This window comes from Neopusillimonas aromaticivorans (genome assembly GCF_030344915.1).
Lineage (GTDB): Bacteria > Pseudomonadota > Gammaproteobacteria > Burkholderiales > Burkholderiaceae_B > Neopusillimonas > Neopusillimonas aromaticivorans.
This window is the reverse complement of record NZ_CP128233.1, coordinates 667757-689222: the sequence shown is the minus strand read 5'-3', so window position 1 is coordinate 689222 and position 21466 is coordinate 667757. Positions and strand designations below refer to the sequence as shown.

Sequence of the window (21466 nt, the reverse complement as noted above, 5' to 3'; positions counted from 1 at the left end):
GCCTTATTGCTCGATGTTTTTCAACGCGTCGCGTCGGGCGGCAGCCTTGGTATGAAGCCAGCGCTCAACCGAGGGGAACACGAACTTGCTGACATCACCGCCCAAAATGGCGATTTCACGCACGATTGTGCCTGAAATGAACTGATATTGATCAGATGGTGTCATGAACAGCGTTTCGACTTCGGGCAGCAGGTGTCGATTCATGCCGGCCATCTGGAATTCGTACTCGAAGTCAGAGACGGCCCGCAAGCCACGAACAATCACGCGCGCGTTTTGTTCACGGACGAAATCTTTGAGCAACCCGGCAAAGCTTTTGACCTCGACGTTGGGGTAATGTCCCAACACTTCCTGGGCGATTTCAAGGCGCTCTTCAATGCTGAAAAAGGGCTTTTTCGCCTGGCTGTGCGCAACACCCACAACGAGGTGATCAAACAGACTTGCAGCACGCCGCACCAGATCTTCGTGACCGCGGGTCAGGGGTCGAAAGTGCCGGGGTAAACAGCAGTAATCATGGTTATTCCGGGAAGTTCAGAAAGGTTGATGGTTAGTGTACCGCACTCGGCATTATTTTATCTTGCGGTGCAGCAATTTTTAGCAACTGGTAATGCACGCTGCCCGCGCGTCCTTCGCGCAATGCTTCAAGCGATGGGGGAGGGCTGACCGGAGCCTCGGACTCAACATACACCAGTGCGTCGGGGGCGAGGACGGCAGGCAGCAAGGGCCAGATTTTTTCCAGCCACCCCTGATTGAATGGTGGGTCCAGTAAAACAAGGTCAAACGGGTTGGCCGTGCGTTCGAGAACATGCAGGGCATCGCCCGGAAACACCCGAACATTGTCTGCCTTGAGTTTGGTGCGAAGGGCGCGCAGGGCGGCCACTGCGTGTGGGTTGGATTCGACCATCTGAACATGGGCCGCGCCGCGTGATGCGGCTTCAAAGCCAAGGGCACCCGTTCCCGCAAACAGGTCAAGGACTGCCTTGTCGTGAAAATCGGCTCCCCAGAAATGGCTGAGCCAGTTATAAAGAGTTTCGCGAACGCGGTCGGGTGTGGGGCGAAGGCCGGGTGCGTCAACGACTGGAATTGGAGTCCGCCGGTAATCACCGCCTACAATACGGACATTGTGTTTTTTCATGCTGTGCTGTCGAAATGCTGTCGAGCGCCTGCGCAAGGGGCCGACAAGGGCTATTGAATAGGTTAGTGTAAAGCGTATGTTCAGTTTTTTTAAAAGAAAAAAGCCGGTCATTACACCGGAAAATGTGCCGGACGCGGTTGACGCACCCGACCAGTCCGCAGTTGGCGATGCCGAGGCCAAGGGAACAGTGTCAGGCCAGAATGTTGTGCCACTCGTAGCGGAACCATTGGCATCCGGCGGCGCTGTGGCACCCGAAGCTCCGGCTGAAGTGGCCCCTGGTGCCACGGTCCCGGAGGTGCAGGCTGAAGTAGTTGGCAGTAGTGTAGTCCCCGAACTAAAGACGGAAGCAACTGGTGGCACTTCGCTTCCAGACACTGGGGCTGAAGGGCTGCGCAATGAAGCCCCGTTGCCTCTGGTGCCGCCACCGGCGGCAGATACGCCTGCGGTGGTCATGGGCGATGCGGTGGCTGCTCCCTTGTCGTCAGCTGCTGCCGTTGAAGAACCTGCGGTTGCTCCAGAGCCTGAGGCACCACGCAAAATGTCCTGGATGGCCCGTCTCAAGCAAGGCTTGTCTAAAACCGGGCAGTCGTTGGGCAGCCTCTTTGTCGGCGTCAAGGTTGATGAAAATCTCTACGAAGAGCTTGAAACCGCGCTTATCATGGCCGATGCGGGTGTCGAGGCGACCAACGCACTCCTGACCCAATTGCGGGCCCGTGTTCGTAAAGACCGGCTTACCGAAGCCGATCAGGTCAAGGCCGCGCTGCGTGACATTCTGGCCGCTCACCTCAAACCGCTCGAAAAACCGTTCCCGCTAGATGCCGCCAAGCCGCTGGTGATCATGATTGCCGGTGTTAACGGGGCAGGCAAGACGACCTCGATCGGCAAGTTGGCCAACACCTTTCAGCGTCAGGGCAAAAGTGTTTTGCTGGCGGCCGGTGATACGTTCCGTGCGGCAGCGCGTGAACAGCTGGTGGCATGGGGGCGCGTAACAATGTCAATGTCATTGCCCAAGACGGGGGCGACCCGGCGGCTGTGGCGTTTGATGCGGTTAATGCCGGCCGTGCGCGCGGCGCCGATGTTGTCATGGTCGACACGGCAGGCCGCTTGCCAACCCAGTTACATCTGATGGAAGAACTCAAGAAAATCCGGCGGGTTATCGGCAAGGCCGACGCCACAGCCCCCATGAGGTCTTGCTGGTGGTGGACGGTAATACCGGACAAAACGCTATTGCCCAGATTCGGGCATTCGATGCCGCAATCAACCTGACCGGTCTGGTGGTGACCAAGCTTGATGGCACTGCCAAAGGCGGGACCCTGGCCGCTGTAGCGGCGGGTAGTCAGGGGTGCGTCCGGTACCGGTGTACTGGATCGGTGTGGGTGAAAGCCTGGAAGACCTGCAGCCGTTTGTGGCCTCCGAGTTTGCGTCCGCCCTGTTGGGTTAGTGGGCAGCTTCCGGAAACTGGCCTGCCGCCTTGTGCGGCTTGGCCAGTATGGGCAGAACAGCGTCAACAGATAAACATCAGCGCGTTTTCAGCGCCCCGGTTTTGGCCAATTGCTTGAACAATGCTTGCGATGTCAGGCGTTTGCGTGCCTGTTCAGCCCGCAGCCAGCCAATGGCGAACCATGCTTGTGGTTGTTTGGCGGTCAGCGGTTCGTAAAACGTTTCGGCAGTATAAAAGTCGTTCAGTTCGCCCAGGTCTTCCTGCACCAGTTCCAGCACTTTGCGAATGTCGGCAATATTGCTTTTCGTCAGCAAGGCATCGGAAAAATCCAGACAGTAGCGCAGCGCTTTGACGTCTTTGCGTAAATCGTGCTGGGCTTCAATGGGCAATTCGCTGAATTTGCTGCCTTTTTTGCTGACTTTTTTAACCAGTCGGCCAGGCGCCTGACCAGTACCGCTTTGGCGGGCTCGGGTTGCGTTTGGGTGTCGGCCAGGCTTTGTTGCAATTGGTCTCCCAGCTGGACCAGGTAGGCCATCAGGTTGACCAATACCGCCTGCAGCTCGGGGTTGGCGGCCACGACGCTGGCCTTGGGGCCTTTGGCCGCATGGCGAGGCATGCGGATGTCGGGCAGCCCGGCAAGCTTTAGCTGCGGGTGGACAACCAGTGCCACCACATCGCCGTCACGCGCCATGCCCAGCAAATTGAAGGCGTTGCGCAAAACAGCCATGTCGTTGGCAGGGATTGCCGGCACATTACCGGCAAACAATTTCAGGCATGAACGCAGACGGCGTATGCCAACACGCAGCTGGTGCGTGTATTCAATGTGCAGGCTGCTGTTGGCGTTATGTGTGTCGACGCCAGCCGCGTAGGCGGTGTTATGGATGATCTGGGCAAGGCACTCGTTCAGGCAAGACAGGTAAGCCTCGGTGACCGAGGCGCGAGGTTTCAGTGCGACAGGCTTGGCCCGGCGGGCTCGGAACAATGAGGCCAGGTTGGGGTTGGCCACCGTGGTGACAACAGTTTGGCCATTGGCGTCGGTGCTGGTACTTAACGCCAGGCTGGCCAGGGCGTCGCCACGCTCTGACTTCGAGCGCAAATCAAGAACAAGGCTGAATTTTTCGACCCATTCGCGGGCCAGTGAAAACATGCGGGCTGGATCGCCGGCCACATATTCGAATTCGACCTCACTGATGGGAAGTTCGAGCTCGCCGGCAAACAAGGCCCCTGGTCGTAAGCAATTTCAATGGCATTGCCATCGGCTTCGTAGGGCAGCACCTGGCGCGTTACTTTCGTTTCGTAACGCAGGCACAATGGCCCCTTGAGCGCTGCAAACAAGGGTTCAAGCGCGGTGCCGGTATAAAGTGCCAGGTCAAGTTCGGGGGCGCTGCGCAAGTGGTTGAGCTCGAGGCGCGACAGCGCGTCAGTGCCCGGTGCCTTGACGGTTTGTACCCATCGGCGCCCTTCTTTGCGAATACGCAAGGCAATACCGGCGTTGGCCAGTTCGCGTTCAGGCGTGTCGAAATATTTGGCCTGAAGGGTGATGCGCCGTGCTTTGGCAACGCGCAGGTGTCGGGCGATTTCGGCTTTGGCTGAGTCAGGGACGTGCAGCTTGATTTCACGTTCGGTCATGGCAGTGCGTAGGCCCGGCAATTTAATACAACAATGATCATAACGGTTTTGAGTTGTTGTTTGTATGACAACCGTCAACAAACATTTCGGATAACCGGCCGAAGGCCTCGAATCAGACCCCGGTACGCGCTAAAATGGCGCCACTTATAACTGAGCCTCATGCCATGACCGAACCGATTCTTACTGGCGGCGCCATCGAACCCGCCGGAATTTCTCCTGTCTCTGAAATCATCGCCGAATTGCGTGAAGGGCGCATGGTCATTCTGGTCGACGAAGAAGACCGCGAAAACGAGGGTGACCTTGTTCTTGCCGCCGACTATGTCACACCCGAAGCAATCAACTTCATGGTCACGCATGCGCGGGGCCTGGTGTGCCTTACCCTTACCGAAGAGCGCTGCCGGCAACTTGATTTGCCCCTTATGGCCAGTCGCAATGGTGCGCGCTTTGGCACCAATTTCACCATGTCCATCGAAGCTGCGGAAGGGGTTGAAACCGGTATTTCAGCCGCAGACCGTGCCCGCACCATTCAGGTCGCTGTCGCTCGTGATGCCAAACCCACCGATGTCGTCCAGCCCGGGCACATCTTCCCGGTGCAGGCGGTTCGTGGCGGCGTGCTGGTACGTGCCGGGCATACCGAAGCCGGGTGCGACCTGACGGCATTGGCGGGTCTTACTCCGGCCGCAGTCATCTGTGAAATTCTTAAACCCGACGGCACGATGGCCCGGTTGCCCGACCTGCAAATTTTTGCGGCTCAGCACAACCTTAAAATCGGTACCATCGAAGACCTTATCCAGTACCGCAGCGAGCATGAGTCCATGATCGAACGCGTCGGGCGCCGTAATATGTCTACCCCTGGGGCGAATTCGACGCTGTGGTCTATCGCGACAAGGCCTCGGGCGCTGCGCATCTGGCGCTGGTTCATGGCACTATTTCGCACGACACTGAAACCCTGGTGCGCGTCCATGAGCCCACCACCTTGCTCGACGTCTTGTCAGAAGACGCTTCGGCGCACAGCTGGACGGTGGCCAAGGCATTGCGCACCATCAAGGCATCGCCCAGTGGTGTCATGGTCTTCCTCAATTGCGATGCCTCCGTCAATCATTTGTTCGAGCAGGCTGGTGCCTGGGGTCAGCCCCCGTGCCGCGCAAGTCCAACGGGGGCAATCGCTTCGATTTGCTCACATATGGTATTGGCGCGCAGATCCTGCGTGATCTCGACGTCGGGCAAGCCAGGTTGCTGGCACGCCCCGAAAAATGCCCAGTATGGCCGGCTTTTCGCTGACCATTACCGGTTACCATACCGAACCCGATTCCAACGCCTGAAAGGACCTATCCAATGACTCCATACACTTTGTTTCCCGACTTGAACGGGGAAGGCCTGCACATCGGCGTGGTACGTGCTCGTTTTAATGAAAACATCGGCATGGCCGAGCTTGAGGCCTGTCTTGCCGAGCTGGCCGAGATGGGCGTCGATGAACGCGATGTCATGGTAGTTACGGTGCCGGGTGCCCTTGAGCTGGGCCTTACCCTGGCCAAGATGGCTGAAACCTACGAGTTCGACGCCCTTATTGCCTTGGGTGCCGTCATTCGCGGTGAAACCTATCACTTCGAGCTCGTCAGTAACGAAAGTGGCGCTGCAATCACCCGTGTTGCCCTTGAAACCGGCATCCCTGTCATTAACGGCGTCCTGACCACTGAAACTGACGAACAGGCTGAAGTTCGCGCCGCCGACAAGGGTCGCGATTGTGCCCGTGCGGCCGTCGAAATGGCTAATCTGGTTGCGGCACTTGAGCCTGAAGCCGATGACGAGGATGACGACATTGACGAAGAGTAAAGAGTCCGCCGCCGGTCGCGTCAATGCACGCAGCGCCCGGCGCCGTGCACGTGAATTTGCACTCCAGGGTGTTTATGCCTGGCTGTTGCGCGGTGATGTCAGCGTGCAAGACGCCGGTGACATCGACGCGCACATTCGCGACAACGACGAGTTTCCTGAAGCTGATGCGGCCTGGTTCAAAACCTTGCTGCACGGGGTGTTGCGTGAAGCCCCGTCGCTGCGTGAAGGTTTTTGCCCTTCATTGATCGCCCGCTCGAAGAACTGTCTCCTATCGAGCACGGCATCTTGCTCATCGGCAGTTTCGAGCTGGTGCATCACGTCGAGGTCCCCTATAAAGTGGCCATCAACGAAGCCGTCGAGTTGGCCAAATCGTTTGGCGGTACTGACGGCTTCAAGTTCGTCAACGGTGTGCTCGACAAACTGGCAGCCCAGGTCAGGGCGGCCGAAGTTCAGGCCGCTGCCCGTCGTTAAGTACGGTTTGGCCTGATCAGGCCTGTGCGTCATGGGCCGCGAATTCGACCTTATCAACCGCTATTTTTCCCGACCCGTTCCTCCAGGTTACCTGGGGGCGGGGATGACTGCGCGTTGCTGCCTGTCAGGCCAGGCAAAAAACTGGCCGTCAGCACCGACCTCCTGGTTGAGGGTCGACATTTTTTTCGGATGTCTCTGCCTCATCTTTGGGCCACAAGGCGCTTGCAGTCAATCTTTCCGATCTTGCCGCAATGGGCGCAGCCCTTTGGGGTGTGTGCTTGGGCTTGCCATCCCGGCCATTGATGACGCGTGGCTTTCCGGGTTTTCAGACGGCTTTTATGCGCTCGCTGAACAAGCCGGCTGTCCGCTGGTGGGGGGCGATACCACCTGGGCCGAAAAAATCACCCTGAGCATTACGGTGTTTGGAGAGGTGGACGCGGCATTTGCTTTGCGTCGTGATGCTGCCCGGGTTGACGATGACATTTGGGTTACCGGCATGTTGGGTGCTCCGCATATGGCTTTGCTGTTGTTGCAAGACGCTTTGCCGGCCGATGTTCGTGGCCAGATGCTGTTGCATGAGTCGGCATTGCGTCAGGCACTTGAGCTACCGCAGCCGCCACTAGTGTTTGGTATGCGCCTCGCAGGCCTTGCGCATGCTGCTCTCGATATTTCCGACGGTTTTTTGCAAGATCTGGGTCACATTCTGACGGCCAGCAACTGTGGCGCATACATTCGTTATGATGATCTGCCAGTTCATCCGGCGTTGTCAGGATTGCCTGATGCGTTGCGGCAAGATGCAGTTTTGTCCGGGGGCGATGTGTATCAACTGTGTTTTACGGCGGCGCCAGCGGTTCGTGAGGCGATTCAGGCCCAGGCGCAGGCCTGCGGCGTTCGGGTAACGCGCGTTGGCACCATTACGCCCGAGGCAGGTCGGCAACACGTCGTGCGTGACAACGGCGCCGTTGTGCAGGTCACGCGGCAAGGGTTTCAGCATTTTTAGGTGCGGCGGTTGCCGCCATCCCGGAGTGTCATGTCTATCAACTCTTCGAATCAAAACAAGCATGCCGTATCGCATCGGCCTGAAGCCGAGCCGAACGTGCAGCCCGGTTTTGGCTGGATGCTGCGCTCGCCTGCACGTGTGCTGGCCTTTGGTTTCGGCAGCGGGTTGATCCGCCCGGCTCCCGGTACCTGGGGTACCCTGCTGGGTTGGGCGCTCTGGGTACTGGTGGTTTCACGTTTGCCGGACATGGGTGTGGCGCTGGCCCTGGTCGTGTGCTTTCTGTATGGTTGTCTGATTTGCCAACGGGTGGGCAACGAGCTGGGCCGGCCCGATCATGGGGGTATGGTCTGGGACGAAATGGTGGCCATCTGGCTGGTTCTTTGGTGTGTACCCGATGCGTTCCGGGTTCAGTTGCTGGCCTTTGGTTTGTTCCGGTTGTTTGATATTGTCAAACCGCCACCCATCCGTTTTTTCGATGCGCGTCTGAAGAATGGTTTTGGCGTGATGTGGGATGACCTTCTGGCCGCGCTCTATACGCTTGGCGTGTTGGCAGTACTGGCTTACGCCGGCATACTGGACATGTTGGCCTGATTTTGTTGTTACGGTCATCTGGCTTGACCTTTCCGCCCGAGTAACCGATGCCCCAATCACCAGGAACTTAATCTATGAGCTTGCCCGACTATTACGATCATGCCCATCAGCTGGGAGAAGCCTTGATCCAGCGAGGCTGGATGATGGCAACGGCCGAATCCTGTACGGGTGGGTTGTTATCCGCAGCCCTGACCGATGTGCCAGGTTCCAGTCAGTGGTTTGATCGCGGTTTCGTCACCTACAGCAACGATGCCAAGGCTGCCCATCTGGGTGTGGCTACCGATACGCTTGAACGCTTCGGTGCTGTCAGTGAGGAAACGGCCATGGAGATGGCCGGAGGTGTGCTTTCAGTGGTCGCGCGGGCCGATTTTGCGATCTCGACGACCGGTGTGGCAGGGCCGGGTGGGGGCAGCGCAGGAAAACCCGTCGGGATGGTATGTTTTGGTTTTGCCCATCGGGCGGCAGGCGGGGTTTCAACCCAGGCGATTACCCGCGTATTTGACGGCAACCGTCGCGCAATTCGCGAGGCTGCCGTTCAGTTCGCGCTTACGACCGCGCTGCAGCTGATTTTGCCGCGTTGATCGCTTCGCGTGTTTCAATCGCGGCCAGCGCGGCTGCCTCGCGCCAGTCGTCGCCACCGCTGGCATACAAAATCGCCCGTGACGAATTGATCATCATACCCAGCCCCTGGCTGTCCTGACCGGCAGCGACAGTGCCCACAATGTCACCGCCCTGTGCCCCGATGCCCGGAATCAGCAGCGGCATGTCACCGACGCAGGCCCGGACCTTGGCAATTTCATTCGGGAAGGTGGCACCGACAACCAGCGCACACTGGCCTGTGGTGTTCCAGCGGTTGGCGACTTGTTCGGCCACATGCAGGTACAGCGGTTTGCCATGGCCGACATCCAGAAACTGCAGGTCAGAGCCCCCTCATTCGAGGTGCGGCACAGCACAATGACCCCTTTTTCTTCCCATTCCAGATAAGGCTTTACCGAGTCGAAGCCCATATAAGGGTTTACGGTCACGGCATCCGCCTGATAGCGTTCGAAGGCTTCAGCGGCATATTGTTCAGCGGTTGAACCAATATCGCCGCGTTTGGCATCAAGAATGACAGGCAGGTGGGGGTATTGTTCGCGCAGATAGGTGCACAGGGCCTCAAGCTGGTCTTCGGCGCGTTGCGCAGCAAAGTAGGCGATCTGAGGTTTGACGGCGCACGCGAAGCCTGCTGTGGCATCGACAATGCCTTTGCAGAACAGAAAAATGGCGTCGGGGTGGCCTTTGAGTTCGGCAGGAAAGCGCTTGGGGTCGGGGTCAAGGCCCACAACCAGCATTGAATTGGCGTGCGCCCAGGCTGCTTCGAGTTTCTCGGTGAATTTCATGGGGAATCCGTGGTTTGGCGATGCCGGCCAGGCCGACAAAAGAAGGGTATTGTAGAGCAGGAGGCCGGCCCTGTTCCGCTTCTTTGCATGCAACAAGGCCCCCGCATTTCTGCGGGGGCCTTGCGAAGTACAGCAGGTACTGCAGGTACTGCAGGTACTGCAGGGGCTTGATTAGAAGCCGCCCATACCACCCATGCCGCCCATACCGCCCATGTCAGGCATTGCAGGAGCTGGCTTGTCTTCAGGCAGTTCTGCAACAGCAGCTTCAGTCGTCAGCAGCAGCGAAGCGACCGATGCAGCGTTTTGCAGTGCAGTGCGTGTAACCTTGGTGGGATCAAGAACGCCTTGCTCTACCAGGTCACCGTACTCGCCAGTTGCCGCGTTGTAACCGTAGTTACCCGAACCGCTGGCTACGTTGTTGACGACAACGCTGGGCTCGTCGCCAGCGTTGGCAACGATGGTGCGCAGAGGGGCTTCGATAGCGCGCAGGATCAGCTTGATACCGGCCTCTTGGTCGATATTGTCGCCTTTAACCTGGGCTACAGCAGCCTTGGCACGGATCAGTGCAACGCCACCGCCAGGAACGATACCTTCTTCAACGGCAGCGCGTGTGGCGTGCAGCGCGTCTTCAACGCGTGCTTTTTCTCTTTCATTTCGACTTCGGTGGCCGCACCGACGCGGATAACGGCAACACCGCCAGCCAGCTTGGCAACGCGCTCTTGCAGTTTTTCACGGTCGTAGTCGGACGTGGCTTCTTCGATCTGGACACGGATCTGCTTGACACGTGCTTCGATTGACTTGCTGTCGCCAGCGCCGTCGATGATCGTGGTGTTTTCTTTGGCCACTTCAACGCGCTTGGCTTGACCGAGATCTTCCAGCGTTGCGTTTTCGAGCGAACCACCGGTTTCTTCCGAAATCACGGTACCGCCAGTCAGGATGGCGATGTCTTCCAGCATGGCTTTACGACGGTCGCCAAAGCCAGGCGCCTTGACAGCGGTTGTCTTCAGGATGCCGCGGATGTTGTTTACAACCAGGGTAGCCAGCGCTTCGCCTTCGACGTCTTCAGCGATGATCAGCAGAGGACGGCTGGACTTTGCGACTTGTTCCAGAACGGGCAGCAGGTCACGGATGTTGCTGATTTTCTTGTCGAAAATCAGGATGTAGGGGTTCTCAAGAATAGCGGCTTGCTTTTCTTGTGTGTTGATGAAATAGGGCGACAGGTAGCCACGGTCGAACTGCATGCCTTCAACGACGTCGAGTTCGTTTTCGAGCGATTTGCCGTCTTCAACCGTGATAACGCCTTCTTTACCGACTTTGTCCATTGCGTCAGCAATGATCTGGCCGATGGAGGCGTCGCTGTTCGCCGAAATCGAGCCAACCTGGGCGATTTCTTTGCTGGTTGTGCAGGGCTTCGACAGTTTTTGCAGTTCGGCGATAGCCGCAGTAACGGCTTTGTCGATACCGCGCTTCAGGTCCATCGGGTTGATGCCGGCGGTAACGTACTTGATGCCTTCTTCAACGATCGACTGGGCCAGAACGGTTGCGGTTGTTGTACCGTCACCGGCGTTGTCGGAAGTTTTGGAGGCAACTTCCTTAACCAGCTGGGCGCCAATGTTTTCGAACTTGTCTTTCAGTTCGATTTCTTTGGCAACGGAAACACCGTCTTTAGTAACGGTGGGGGCGCCGAAAGAGCGCTCAAGAACAACGTTGCGGCCTTTGGGGCCCAATGTTGTTTTAACGGCGTTGGCCAGAACGTTTACGCCACGCACAATGCGTGAACGGGCGTCATCACCAAATAGAACTTGTTTAGCTGCCATGGTTTATTCCTTGCTTGATTCGTTTGATGCGGATTACTGGATCACGGCGAGGATTTCGTCCTCGCGGATAACGAGCAGTTCTTCGCCATCAACCTTGACGGTCTGGCCGGCATATTTACCAAACAGAACTTTGTCGCCAGCTTTGACGTCGACGGGAAGAATCTTGCCGTCTTCAGTTTTTTGCCGGGACCAACAGCGATCACTTCACCTTGGTCGGGTTTTTCAGCGGCGCTTTCAGGGATAACGATGCCCGAGGCGGTTTTACGCTCGTTGTCCAGACGTTTGACGATCACGCGATCGTGCAAAGGACGCAGTGCCATGAAGGTACTCCTGTTCAGAAAATAACGTTTATATTCAATTAGCGGGGCGTTGTTAGCACTCAACCCCATCGAGTGCTAATTATAAGGATGAAGTCCAGGACTTCAAGGGGTAGGGTGCGTTTTGTTACATTTTCGCGGTTGTTGTCGACGTCCATTGAGTTTGCAAATTTGTTCACTCAGTTTGCAACTCTGGAATTGACTGGCCATGGGCGGTTGCCCACCTGTACATTTGAGTCAAAATTTTTCCGCTATCTGGTGCTGATTAACAGCCAGTCTTCACTTGTCATATAAAGTTCATACAATTATTTGATAGTTCAATATATATTGAACTATCAAATAATAGAGGTTGACATGAAAGTAGGTATCAATGGCATGGGCCGCATTGGCCGGCTGGCGCTGCGCTCGGCAATGGGTGCGGCCGAACGTCAAGGCGATGATCCTCGGGCTGAGAATCGGCTTGATGTGGTGGCTGTGAATGAACTCAAGGGCGGCGCAGCGGGTACAGCTCATCTGCTCTCCTTTGACTCGGTGCAAGGGCGATGGCGCGCTGAAATCACTGCTGAGGGTGAAGATGCAATTCACATCGACGGAAAGCGGATGGCCTTCAGTGCGCATGCCAATCCGGCCGATATTCCTTGGGGCGACCTGGGGGTCGACGTGGTGCTGGAGTGCACTGGAAAATTCCTGAGTCCTGAAGCCATTCAAGGCCACCTCGATCGTGGTGCCAAGCGCGTCATCGTCGCTGCTCCTGTCAAAACCGGTGGTGTGCTCAATGTGGTGGTTGGGGTCAACGAACATTTGTATGACCCCTCCAAAGATCGCATCGTTACTGCCGCCAGCTGTACGACGAACTGCCTTGCGCCTGTGGTCAAGGTCGTCCATGAAAACCTTGGTATTCGGCATGGTCAGATCACCACGATTCACGACCCGACCAACACCAATCTGATGGTTGATGCTCCTCATAAAGACTTGCGTCGCGCACGCAGCGCGATGTTGAGTCTTGCACCGACGACAACGGGTAGCGCTACGGCCATTGCACTCATTTACCCGGAGCTCAAAGGCAAGCTCAATGGTCATGCGGTACGGGCGCCCGTGTTGAATGCTTCGCTGACCGATTGCGTGTTCGAGCTTCGGCGCGAGACGACTGCCCAGGAAGTTAACTCGCTGTTTAAAGCCGCTGCACAAGGTCCTTTGGCAGGTATTTTGGGTTACGAAGAGCTTCCTTGGTGAGTGCGGACTACGCCCGCGATACGCGTAGTTCCATTGTTGATGGTCCTTCCACCATGGTGACGGATGGCACCCTGCTTAAGGTCTACGCGTGGTATGACAACGAAATGGGTTACGCCTGCCGGATGGTCGACTTGGCCAAACACATTGAAGCGCAGGGGCTCTGAGACCTATGACAATGCAACATGCCGCTCGCAATTACGCCATCGTCACGGCGTCGTACTGGGGTTTCACCCTTACGGACGGCGCTCTGCGCATGCTGGTGCTGCTGCACTTTTACCAACTTGGCTACTCTCCTTTCACGCTGGCGTTTTTATTTCTGCTTTATGAGGCCGCAGGCGTGTTGGCAAACCTGATTGGTGGTTGGCTGGCAACCCGTTTTGGCATTACCCGCATGTTAACGGTTGGCCTTGTGACGCAGATTGTCGGCTTTACGGTGCTGTCATTGTTGAATCCCGAGTGGACGGCGGCTATGTCTGTGGCTTGGGTGGTCGCGGCACAGGGTATTTGCGGCGTTGCGAAAGATCTGACCAAGACCGCGAGTAAATCGGCCATCAAGGTCACCCAGCAAGCCGCCATGGCTCAACAAGGTGCCTCAGACAGTGGTCAGCTCTTCAAGTGGGTCGCCTGGTTTACAGGCAGCAAGAACGCCATGAAGGGGTTCGGCTTCTTTTTGGGTGGGGTGTTGCTGCAAACGCTTGGTTTTCAGGCGTCGCTCTGGTTAATGGCCGCACTGCTGGCTGTGGTTTTGCTGGCGGTGGTCAGTTTCTTGCCCAAAATGATGGGCAAGAGCAAGGCCTCTACATCAGCCAAAGAGTTGTTTGCCAAGAATGCCGGGATTAATGCGCTGGCCGCTGCACGCGTTGTTCTGTTCGGGGCGCGGGATGTCTGGTTTGTCGTGGGTGTACCCGTCTTTCTGTATTCAGTGGGCTGGAACTTCACCATGGTCGGTGGCTTCCTTGCAGCCTGGACGATTGGCTATGGCCTGCTGCAAGCCTTGGCGCCGAATATCGTCAAACGCAGCGTTGATGGATTGAGCAGCGAAGTGCCGGCCGCACGGTTGTGGTCAGCGCTATTGGCGGCAGTGCCTATGGCGATTGCGATCGCAGTTGTCTTTGACCTGCCTCATTTGGAATGGGTCGTGGTAGCGGGTCTGGGTGTATTCGGCTTTGCTTTTGCGGTCAACTCTTCGGTTCATTCGTATCTGGTCCTGGCTTATGCGGGTTCAGAGAAAGCGGCGGAAGACGTCGGTTTTTACTACGCTGCCAATGCCTTGGGCCGGTTTATTGGTACGTTGATGTCCGGACTGCTTTATCAATGGGGTGGGTTGCTTTACGCCCTATTGGGTTCAGCCGTGATGCTGTTGATTTGCTGGGCCTTTACCTTGTCTCTGCCGGTTAAAGTGGCGCGGTAAGCCTCAATTAGCAATGATCAAGGAAATGCAATGAATGAATCAGCCGTTGTGAAAGCGCTGGCGGCGTTGGCCCAGGAAACCCGTTTAAGGTTGTTTCGCTTGCTGGTGGTTGCCGGCAAAGATGGTCTGACGCCCGGCCATATGGCAGAGAAGTTAGACGTTAACTCGACTGCGTTGTCCTTTCATCTGAAAGAGCTCAGTCATGCCGGTTTGGTCACATCCGAGCGAGATGGCCGAAACATTATCTACCGTGCCGAGTTTGCCGCAATGGATTCGCTGCTTGGCTTTTTGACGGCCGAGTGCTGTCAAGGGCAGCCATGTCTTACGACTTCTGTCCCAGCATGCACTGATTGCTGACGTCCCTTCATCGAGCAGCTGTACCCTCCAATCTATTTTTATTTGGTCATCCCCTGTTTTGCCGTACTCTACCTCTAAGGAATCGACATGTCCTCCCGGATCTACAACGTTTTATTTCTATGCACTGGGAACTCAGCCCGAAGCATCATGGCTGAGGCACTCCTCAATAAGGCAGGCGCAGGCCGCTTTCGTGGCTACAGCGCAGGCAGTCATCCCGCAGGTGAGGTCAACCCGCTGACACTTGACTTGCTTAAGCGCAATAACTTTCCGTTGGATGGGTTGCGCAGCAAAAGCTGGGATGAGTTTGCTCGTCCAGATGCGCCTGCGATGGATTTTGTGCTGACGGTGTGTGATCAGGCCGCAGGTGAAGTCTGTCCACTATGGCCTGGGCAACCCATGACTGCTCACTGGGGCGTGGAAGACCCTGTGGCAGCCCAAGGTACAGAAGAAGAGCGACAAAAGGTGTTTTCATCGGTGTTCAGAACATTGCATACACGTATTGGGTTACTCGTTAGTTTGCCTCTTGAGAAATTAGACAAGCTTTCGCTGCAACAAGAGTTGCACAGCATTGCCAAGCAGTCTGGTTGATATCTGGTTTTCTGCTGGAAGAGCCAAGCCCTGCAAAAGGCTTGGCTTTGGTCGTTTCAGATAGGGTTAAATGGAGATAAGGTTGTGGGATTGTTTGAACGTTTTTTGACGATTTGGGTTGCTCTGGGTATTGGGGCCGGCGTAGTTCTGGGGCTGTGGCAGCCTGGTCTGTTTGAAGTGGTTGCCAGGCTTGAGTACGCTCAAGTCAACCTGGTGGTTGCCGTCTTCATCTGGGTGATGATCTACCCGATGATGATCCAGATTGATTGGCATGCGGTGAAAGACGTTGGCAAGCGCCCGCAAGGCCTGTTGCTCACGCTGGTCGTGAACTGGCTGATCAAGCCCTTCACCATGGCGGCGCTGGGAGTGCTGTTTTTCCAGTACTTGTTTGCACCTTGGGTAGACCCCCAGTCGGCCAGTGAATATATTGCAGGCATGATCTTGCTTGGCGTTGCCCCTTGTACTGCGATGGTGTTTGTCTGGAGCCAACTGGTCAAGGGTGATGCCAACTACACCCTGGTTCAGGTTTCAGTGAACGACCTCATCATGGTGTTTGCTTTTGCACCCATCGCGGCTTTCCTGCTTGGTGTCACTGATGTCACCGTGCCGTGGGAAACCTTGTTGCTGTCCACGGTGCTCTATGTGGTTTTGCCACTGATGGCGGGTGTCCTGACGCGCCATGTGTTGCTCAGGCGTTCTCAACAGGCGTTGTCATCCTATGTTGCGGCACTGAAGCCTTGGTCCATCGTGGGTCTGATTGCCACGGTCGTGCTTTTGTTTGGTTTCCAGGCCAATACGATCGTCGAGCAACCCGGCGTGATCGGTCTGATAGCAGTACCGCTGGTCTTGCAGTCATATGGCATTTTCATCATTGGTTGGTGGGGGCCAGGTTGCTCAAACTCGAACACGATGTGGCAGGGCCTGCCTGTTTGATCGGAACGTCAAACTTTTTTGAGTTGGCTGTTGCGGTGGCTATTTCATTGTTCGGGCTGAACTCAGGTGCGGCTCTGGCGACGGTGGTGGGTGTACTTGTCGAGGTGCCTGTAATGCTGTCGCTCGTTGCTCTTGTCAACGCCTGGCGACCCAAAAATGCTTAAGATAGACGACGAAGGTTGATGCTGCCATGACAAATGAAAACGCGATTGTGGGCTTGGAGAGCGAACTGCCAGCGGTGGTGCCAGAGCATTTCTCTGTGCCAGCCATAGAAAAAATGCGTAACCCTCTTCAATCCAGTCATCCGCCACGGATTCTGCTCTTGTATGGATCGCTTAGAGAACGATCTTTCAGTCGCTTGTTAGCTGAAGAGGCTGCCCGCTTGCTCAGGGCCATGGGTGCGGAGCCGAGGTTATTCAATCCCACTGGGCTGCCTTTGCCTGATGATGCGCCAGAAACTCATCCTAAGGTAGAAGAGCTTCGAAATCTTGTTCAGTGGTGCGAAGGTATGGTCTGGTGCTCACCAGAACGCCATGGCGCTATGACAGGCATCATGAAAGCTCAAATTGACTGGATCCCCTTGTCTATAGGGGCCATTCGTCCGACCCAAGGCAAGACGCTTGCCGTCATGCAAGTGAGCGGGGAAGCCAGTCCTTTAATGCGGTGAATCAGATGCGTGTCTTGGGGCGTTGGATGCGGATGCTGACCATTCCAAACCAGTCTTCAGTTGCCAAGGCGTATCAAGAATTCGATGACACGAATCGCATGAAACCCTCAAGTTACTACGACCGTGTTGTCGATGTGGTGGAGGAGCTGGTGAAATTCACCTTGTTGACGCGAGATTTAGCACCCTATCTGGTTGATCGGTATAGTGAACGTAAAGAAAGCGCTGAAGCACTGACCCAGCGCGTCAATCAGGCCAAGATCTGAATGCCTCATTCCAATCTGATTGCGCTTTTTGATGGCGACATAGATTCCGAAGGAACATCACAATGACATCGACCAATAACGACATGTATGCTGATGTAGTCATCATTGGTGGGGGCAAGCGGGGCTGGCGTGTACTTATTTTCTGCGTCGGACAGATTTGTCATTTGTCGTGCTGGACAACCAGACGCAACCTGGTGGTGCCTGGCAGCATGGCTGGAAATCATTACGTCTCTTTTCGCCCGCGAACTGGAGTTCTTTGCCAGGTTGGCCCATGCCAGCATCTACATCGGGGCTATATCCGTCTCGTGACGAGGTGCTGGATTATTTCACTCGTTATGAAGCTCGGTACGAGGTTCCCGTAAAGCGGCCTGTACAGGTACAGACAATATCAAGGAACGGTCAGTTCTTTCTGACTCATACTGACAAAGGCATCTGGCAAAGTCGCGCTGTCGTCAGCGCGACGGGCAACTGGAGCAACCCTTACATTCCTGAGTATCCCGGATCCGACCTGTTCACGGGCAAGCAGCTGCACTCCGCGTTTTATGTCGATGCAGAATCGTACCGAAACCAGCGAGTGGCTGTCGTTGGTGGTGGTAACTCGGGTGCCCAGATTCTGGCTGAACTGTCGAAAGTTGCCCAAACATTCTGGATTACGCCATCTCCCCCGGTTTTTTTGCCTGACGATGTTGACGGTCGGGTACTGTTTGAGCGCGCGACTGAACGCTGGTTGGCCCAGAAGGAAGGGCGAACCGTTGATCACCCTGTTGGCGGTCTAGGCGATATTGTGATGGTGCCACCCGTGCGAGAAGCGAGGGACCGAGACGTGTTAGTTGCTGATCGTCCATTTTCAAGGTTCACTGAAACCGGTATTGAATGGGATGATGGACGGCATCAGGAGATTGATGCTGTGGTGTGGTGCACGGGGTTTCGACCTGCGTTGCAACATCTCGCGAGGTTGGGGGTTATTGAGGCTGACGGCAAAGTGTTGGTTAAGGAAGGCCATTGCATCAAGGAACCCCGCCTGTGGCTTGTAGGCTACGGTGATTGGACCGGCCCAGCGTCTGCCACGTTGGCGGGCGTTATGCGTGCCGCCCGGAGCAGCGTTGCAGAAATTGCTCAAGCGCTAACAAATAAAGTTGCTCCGCAATGACACATACACACAGTCACGCAACAGAGCAGCCTTCCTATGGTCAAGCCTTCGCATTGGGAATCAGTCTGAATCTGTTTTTTGTGTTGATTGAGGCATTCTATGGGTGGCATGCCAACTCATTGGCATTGCTGGCAGATGCGGCACATAACCTGAGTGATGTCGCGGGCCTACTGCTGGCATGGGTTGCTTATGGCGTTGCAAAGTTGCGTCCCAATGTGCGACATACCTATGGGTGGAGAAAAGCCTCAATATTGGCCAGTTTTGCTAACGCGGTATTTCTGCTTATCGCTATGGGCTCGCTCGCCACCGAGGCTATTTCCCGTTTTGGCGAACCAGGTGAGCTAAACGCAGAAACCGTGATGGTGGTCGCCGGTGTAGGTGTCATTATCAACGCAATCACTGCATGGCTATTTATGCGCGGCAGCCGCTCTGACCTCAACATTCGTGGTGCTTTTTTACATATGGCCGCTGACGCCTTCGTATCTTTGGTCGTTGTGGTCAGTGGTGCTTTCGCTTTGTGGTTGGGTTGGACTCAGCTGGATCCGGTCGTCAGCCTTGTTATTGCAATTGTCATCGTGATCGCCACGTTGTCGCTTTTCAAGCAATCATTGCATATGCTTTTTGATGGCGTGCCTGACTCGGTTGATCTAAATGCAATACAGAACGCTTTGCTTGAAACTCCGGGCGTTAGAGCACTTCATGATCTTCACGTGTGGAATCTGAGCACGACCGAGACGGCGCTGACGGCACATCTGACACTAGAGCAGGTGTGCCAGTCGGATGAAATCCTTGCTGATGTCATTCATCTTCTTGCGGTAGAGTTTCACATTGAACATGTCACGATTCAGTGTGAGTCCACACAGTTTACGCAGGACTGTCAGTTGAACCGGTTGGACTCAAGCCATCTCAAGTATGTCCATTGACGGCCAAGTCAACATAGCTGCGGATGCTTCTTAAGCGGGGTCATAGTGGGCCATCAGATCTGTTAACTATGCTCATACAAAAACGTCTGTCGCCGGATCGAGTGGCGGCAAGGCACATTCACAAATGGCGCTCGATAAGCCTGTCGACGCTGGAAAGGGGAGAACGCAATGAAGACTATTTACATATTCGAAAATACAGTGTGTTGCAGCGAAGAGACCGACGGCAATGACGTCGACCAGGCTCTACTTGAGATTGAGGCTGACGTTGAATGGGCCAAACGGACGGGTGCTCAGGTTGAACGCTTCAATCTTTCGCAACAGGCCGCTGCATTCAGGGAAAATCTGGTCGTAAAGGAATTCATCGAACGTTCAGGCCAGGATGCGCTTCCACTGACGCTGGTTAATGGTGAAATTGCGCTGGTTGGGCGCTACCCTCAACGCATTGAACTGGCCCGTTGGATTGGTGTTAATGCGTAGTCCGATTCATTTTCGAGGTAACTGTTGATGGATTACGCCTTGCTCTTGTTGAGTGGCGGCGCTGGCAACCTGGCCGCCTATCTGGCAGCTCACGTGTTGCTTTGCCTGTTACCGGCATTTTTTATTGCCGGGGCTATGGCTTCACTCATACCGAAAGCCAGCATCACACGCTGGTTGGGGCGGAAGACGCCTGCCCATATCTCTTACCCTGCGGCGGCCGCAGCCGGTTCGCTGCTTGCGGTTTGCTCGTGCACAATCGTGCCTTTGTTTGCGGGTATCTATCGTAAAGGGGCGGGTATTGGTCCAGCCATTACGTTCCTGTTCTTTGCCCCGGCAGGCAACATCATGGCGCTTGCGTATACCGGCAGCATTTTGGGACCCGAGTTTGCTGCGGCAAGGTTTTTGCTTTGCTTGTTGTTTGGTATCGGCATCGGGCTATTGATGGCGATATTGTTTCGCCAGGACGATGCGAATCATGATGCTCAGACCGATACCATGTTCGCCCAAAAAGCTAGCATGAACCCGGTAGCGCTGGGTTTGCTATTGTCTCTGGTGGCACTTCTTATTGCTGGAACCCTGAAACTTTGGCCTTTGACGGCGACGCTGGCGACGATGCATTTACCCGTCGGGTGGGCGCTTGATTGGCAGAACACACTGTTCAGCTGGGTGCCGTATGACACGGCGAAAGGCGAAGAAGGGGTGACCTTTCAGGGCTCAGTCTTGATTGTGTTGTTATTGCTGATTGCCGCGACAGCCTGGAAGGGCCTGGAAAATATCATTGAGGGCGCCAATCGCTGGACCTTGACGACCTTAGGGCTGGCCGGCGCGACATTGCTGGTGGCCGCACTACGCGTGACGCCTACCGCTGAAGGCCTGGACGTTGCTTTCACTGGCCGTTTCTTTGCTGTGGGCCTGTGTTTGTGGCTTGTCAGAACCTACGCGATGAAACTTGATACTGATGAGCGTCAGGCCTGGCTTTGGGAGTCCTGGCGCTTTGTGAAGCAGATTTTCGGTTTGTTGGTGGTGGGTGTGTTCATTGTGGGCATCGTGCGTCAAATTATCCAACCTGAGTGGATTGAAACGCTGGCGGGCACCAACAGTGTCACAGCCAATATCGTGGCGGTTTTCTTTGGGGTGTTCATGTACTTCCCGACCTTGGTCGAGGTGCCTGTTGCCAAGATGTTCCTGGACCTGGGCATGCACCCCGGCCCGTTGCTGGCGTATCTGATGGCAGATCCGGAACTCAGCTTGCAAAGCATGCTGATGGTCATTGCGGTTATTGGCCGCACCAAAACTTTTGCCTATGTCGGCTGGGTTGCCTTGTTCAGCGTCATTTCAGGGTTGACCTATGGTGCATGGGTCGATGGGGTCTCTGCCCTGAATATGGCTATGGGTCTTGGCGCTGCCGCAATCGTGTTCGGGCTGCTTATGCGCAAGCTTTCTCGAGCAGTTCATTGACGCTGAGCGCGTCTGTTTTATTACTAAGGAGACGTTATGTTGACCGTTAAAATTTTAGGCTCAGGCTGTGCCAACTGTAAAAAACTGGAAGCGGTTGCGCGGGATGCCGCCAAAGAGGCTTCCATTGAAGTCGAGTTTTTGAAAGTTACCGACATGAAAGAAATCATGCAGTACGACCTACTCGCGACCCCCGGTCTGGTGATCAACGAGAAAGTGGTCTCGAGCGGTCGAATTCCAACGAAGGCTGAAGTTCAGGTCTGGTTGCGAACCTGATTTTTCTGTGGTCTTGCTGGCTTTTAACGACAAGGAATCATCCAAGGCAAAACTCTCAAGGCACTGGTAAAAGGTCTACCAGACTAAACAGTCTGATGCTGTCAGTTGGTTTTAGGAGCATGC

13 protein-coding genes and 12 pseudogenes are annotated in these 21466 nt (G+C 55.5%); 18 read left to right on the top strand and 7 right to left on the bottom strand.

The features are described from left to right. Positions 1–3 precede the first annotated feature (3 nt). Positions 4–512: pseudogene (gene coaD / locus N7E01_RS03640) on the bottom strand (pantetheine-phosphate adenylyltransferase). Positions 513–544: 32 nt separating this feature from the next. Next, a complete protein-coding gene (gene rsmD, locus N7E01_RS03635; protein ID WP_289174651.1) occupies positions 545–1132 on the bottom strand; it encodes a 16S rRNA (guanine(966)-N(2))-methyltransferase RsmD in 588 nt (195 codons plus the stop codon). Positions 1133–1583: 451 nt separating this feature from the next. Here rsmD and ftsY point away from each other — a divergent pair. Further along, a pseudogene (gene ftsY / locus N7E01_RS03630) lies at positions 1584–2573 on the top strand (signal recognition particle-docking protein FtsY). Positions 2574–2650: 77 nt separating this feature from the next. Here ftsY and N7E01_RS03625 read toward each other — a convergent pair. After that, positions 2651–3720 (bottom strand): annotated as a pseudogene (locus tag N7E01_RS03625) (CHAD domain-containing protein). Next, positions 3621–4202 carry a CYTH domain-containing protein gene (locus N7E01_RS03620; protein ID WP_289174650.1) on the bottom strand — a complete coding sequence of 194 codons (582 nt, stop codon included), beginning with the start codon at positions 4200–4202 and terminating at the stop codon, positions 3621–3623. Before N7E01_RS03620 ends, N7E01_RS03625 begins: the two are co-directional and overlap by 100 nt. A 164-nt stretch (positions 4203–4366) precedes the next feature. On the opposite strand from N7E01_RS03620, the pseudogene ribBA reads away from it, so the two are divergent. From ribBA to N7E01_RS03590, 6 genes and pseudogenes are all read left to right on the top strand, one after another. After that, positions 4367–5524: pseudogene (gene ribBA, locus N7E01_RS03615) on the top strand (bifunctional 3,4-dihydroxy-2-butanone-4-phosphate synthase/GTP cyclohydrolase II). Between the two features lie 13 nt (positions 5525–5537). Next, on the top strand, positions 5538–6035 hold the full coding sequence (gene ribH, locus N7E01_RS03610; protein ID WP_289174649.1) for a 6,7-dimethyl-8-ribityllumazine synthase: 498 nt from the start codon (positions 5538–5540) through the stop codon (positions 6033–6035). After that, positions 6013–6506, top strand: a pseudogene (nusB, locus tag N7E01_RS03605) (transcription antitermination factor NusB). Before ribH ends, nusB begins: the two are co-directional and overlap by 23 nt. Positions 6507–6537: 31 nt before the next feature. Beyond that, positions 6538–7506, top strand: a pseudogene (thiL, locus tag N7E01_RS03600) (thiamine-phosphate kinase). 117 nt (positions 7507–7623) lie between these two features. Continuing rightward, positions 7624–8097: a phosphatidylglycerophosphatase A family protein gene (locus N7E01_RS03595; protein ID WP_289175726.1), complete on the top strand. Its 474-nt coding sequence runs from the start codon at positions 7624–7626 to the stop codon at positions 8095–8097. A gap of 74 nt (positions 8098–8171) precedes the next feature. Continuing rightward, entirely contained in the window at positions 8172–8678 is a 507-nt protein-coding gene (locus tag N7E01_RS03590; protein WP_289174648.1) for a CinA family protein, read from the top strand. Here the strand turns inward: N7E01_RS03590 and pyrF are convergent. From pyrF to N7E01_RS03575, 3 pseudogenes are all read right to left on the bottom strand, one after another. After that, positions 8644–9476 (bottom strand): annotated as a pseudogene (gene pyrF / locus N7E01_RS03585) (orotidine-5'-phosphate decarboxylase). The gene N7E01_RS03590 and the pseudogene pyrF sit on opposite strands and share 35 nt — an antisense overlap. A gap of 171 nt (positions 9477–9647) precedes the next feature. Beyond that, positions 9648–11293 (bottom strand): annotated as a pseudogene (gene groL, locus N7E01_RS03580) (chaperonin GroEL). Between the two features lie 33 nt (positions 11294–11326). Continuing rightward, a pseudogene (locus N7E01_RS03575) lies at positions 11327–11613 on the bottom strand (co-chaperone GroES). Positions 11614–11964: 351 nt separating this feature from the next. Between N7E01_RS03575 and N7E01_RS03570 the strand changes: the two are divergent. The 11 genes and pseudogenes from N7E01_RS03570 to N7E01_RS03520 all read left to right on the top strand — a co-directional run bounded on the left by N7E01_RS03570 (position 11965) and on the right by N7E01_RS03520 (position 21343). Beyond that, positions 11965–13007 (top strand): annotated as a pseudogene (locus tag N7E01_RS03570) (ArsJ-associated glyceraldehyde-3-phosphate dehydrogenase). Between the two features lie 11 nt (positions 13008–13018). Continuing rightward, a complete protein-coding gene (arsJ, locus tag N7E01_RS03565; protein WP_289174647.1) occupies positions 13019–14254 on the top strand; it encodes an organoarsenical effux MFS transporter ArsJ in 1236 nt (411 codons plus the stop codon). A 30-nt stretch (positions 14255–14284) separates the two neighbouring features. Then, on the top strand, positions 14285–14611 hold the full coding sequence (locus N7E01_RS03560) for an ArsR/SmtB family transcription factor (RefSeq protein ID WP_289174646.1): 327 nt from the start codon (positions 14285–14287) through the stop codon (positions 14609–14611). An 87-nt stretch (positions 14612–14698) separates the two neighbouring features. Beyond that, a complete protein-coding gene (locus N7E01_RS03555; protein ID WP_289174645.1) occupies positions 14699–15199 on the top strand; it encodes an arsenate reductase ArsC in 501 nt (166 codons plus the stop codon). 84 nt (positions 15200–15283) lie between these two features. Then, a pseudogene (gene arsB / locus N7E01_RS03550) lies at positions 15284–16296 on the top strand (ACR3 family arsenite efflux transporter). Positions 16297–16409: 113 nt separating this feature from the next. Beyond that, positions 16410–17062, top strand: a pseudogene (arsH, locus tag N7E01_RS03545) (arsenical resistance protein ArsH). A gap of 157 nt (positions 17063–17219) precedes the next feature. Then, positions 17220–18212, top strand: a complete 993-nt coding sequence (locus N7E01_RS03540; protein ID WP_350494927.1) for an ArsO family NAD(P)H-dependent flavin-containing monooxygenase — start codon at positions 17220–17222, stop codon at positions 18210–18212. Beyond that, positions 18209–19135 carry a cation diffusion facilitator family transporter gene (locus tag N7E01_RS03535; RefSeq protein WP_289174644.1) on the top strand — a complete coding sequence of 309 codons (927 nt, stop codon included), beginning with the start codon at positions 18209–18211 and terminating at the stop codon, positions 19133–19135. The genes N7E01_RS03540 and N7E01_RS03535 overlap by 4 nt, the downstream gene beginning before the upstream one ends. A 168-nt stretch (positions 19136–19303) precedes the next feature. Next, positions 19304–19612, top strand: coding sequence for an arsenite efflux transporter metallochaperone ArsD (gene arsD, locus N7E01_RS03530; protein ID WP_289174643.1), 309 nt, complete (start codon positions 19304–19306; stop codon positions 19610–19612). Between the two features lie 27 nt (positions 19613–19639). Beyond that, positions 19640–21070, top strand: coding sequence for a permease (locus N7E01_RS03525; RefSeq protein WP_289175725.1), 1431 nt, complete (start codon positions 19640–19642; stop codon positions 21068–21070). Between the two features lie 36 nt (positions 21071–21106). Continuing rightward, complete coding sequence (locus N7E01_RS03520; RefSeq protein ID WP_289174642.1) at positions 21107–21343, top strand: thioredoxin family protein; 237 nt, start codon at positions 21107–21109, stop codon at positions 21341–21343. Positions 21344–21466: the final 123 nt, after the last annotated feature.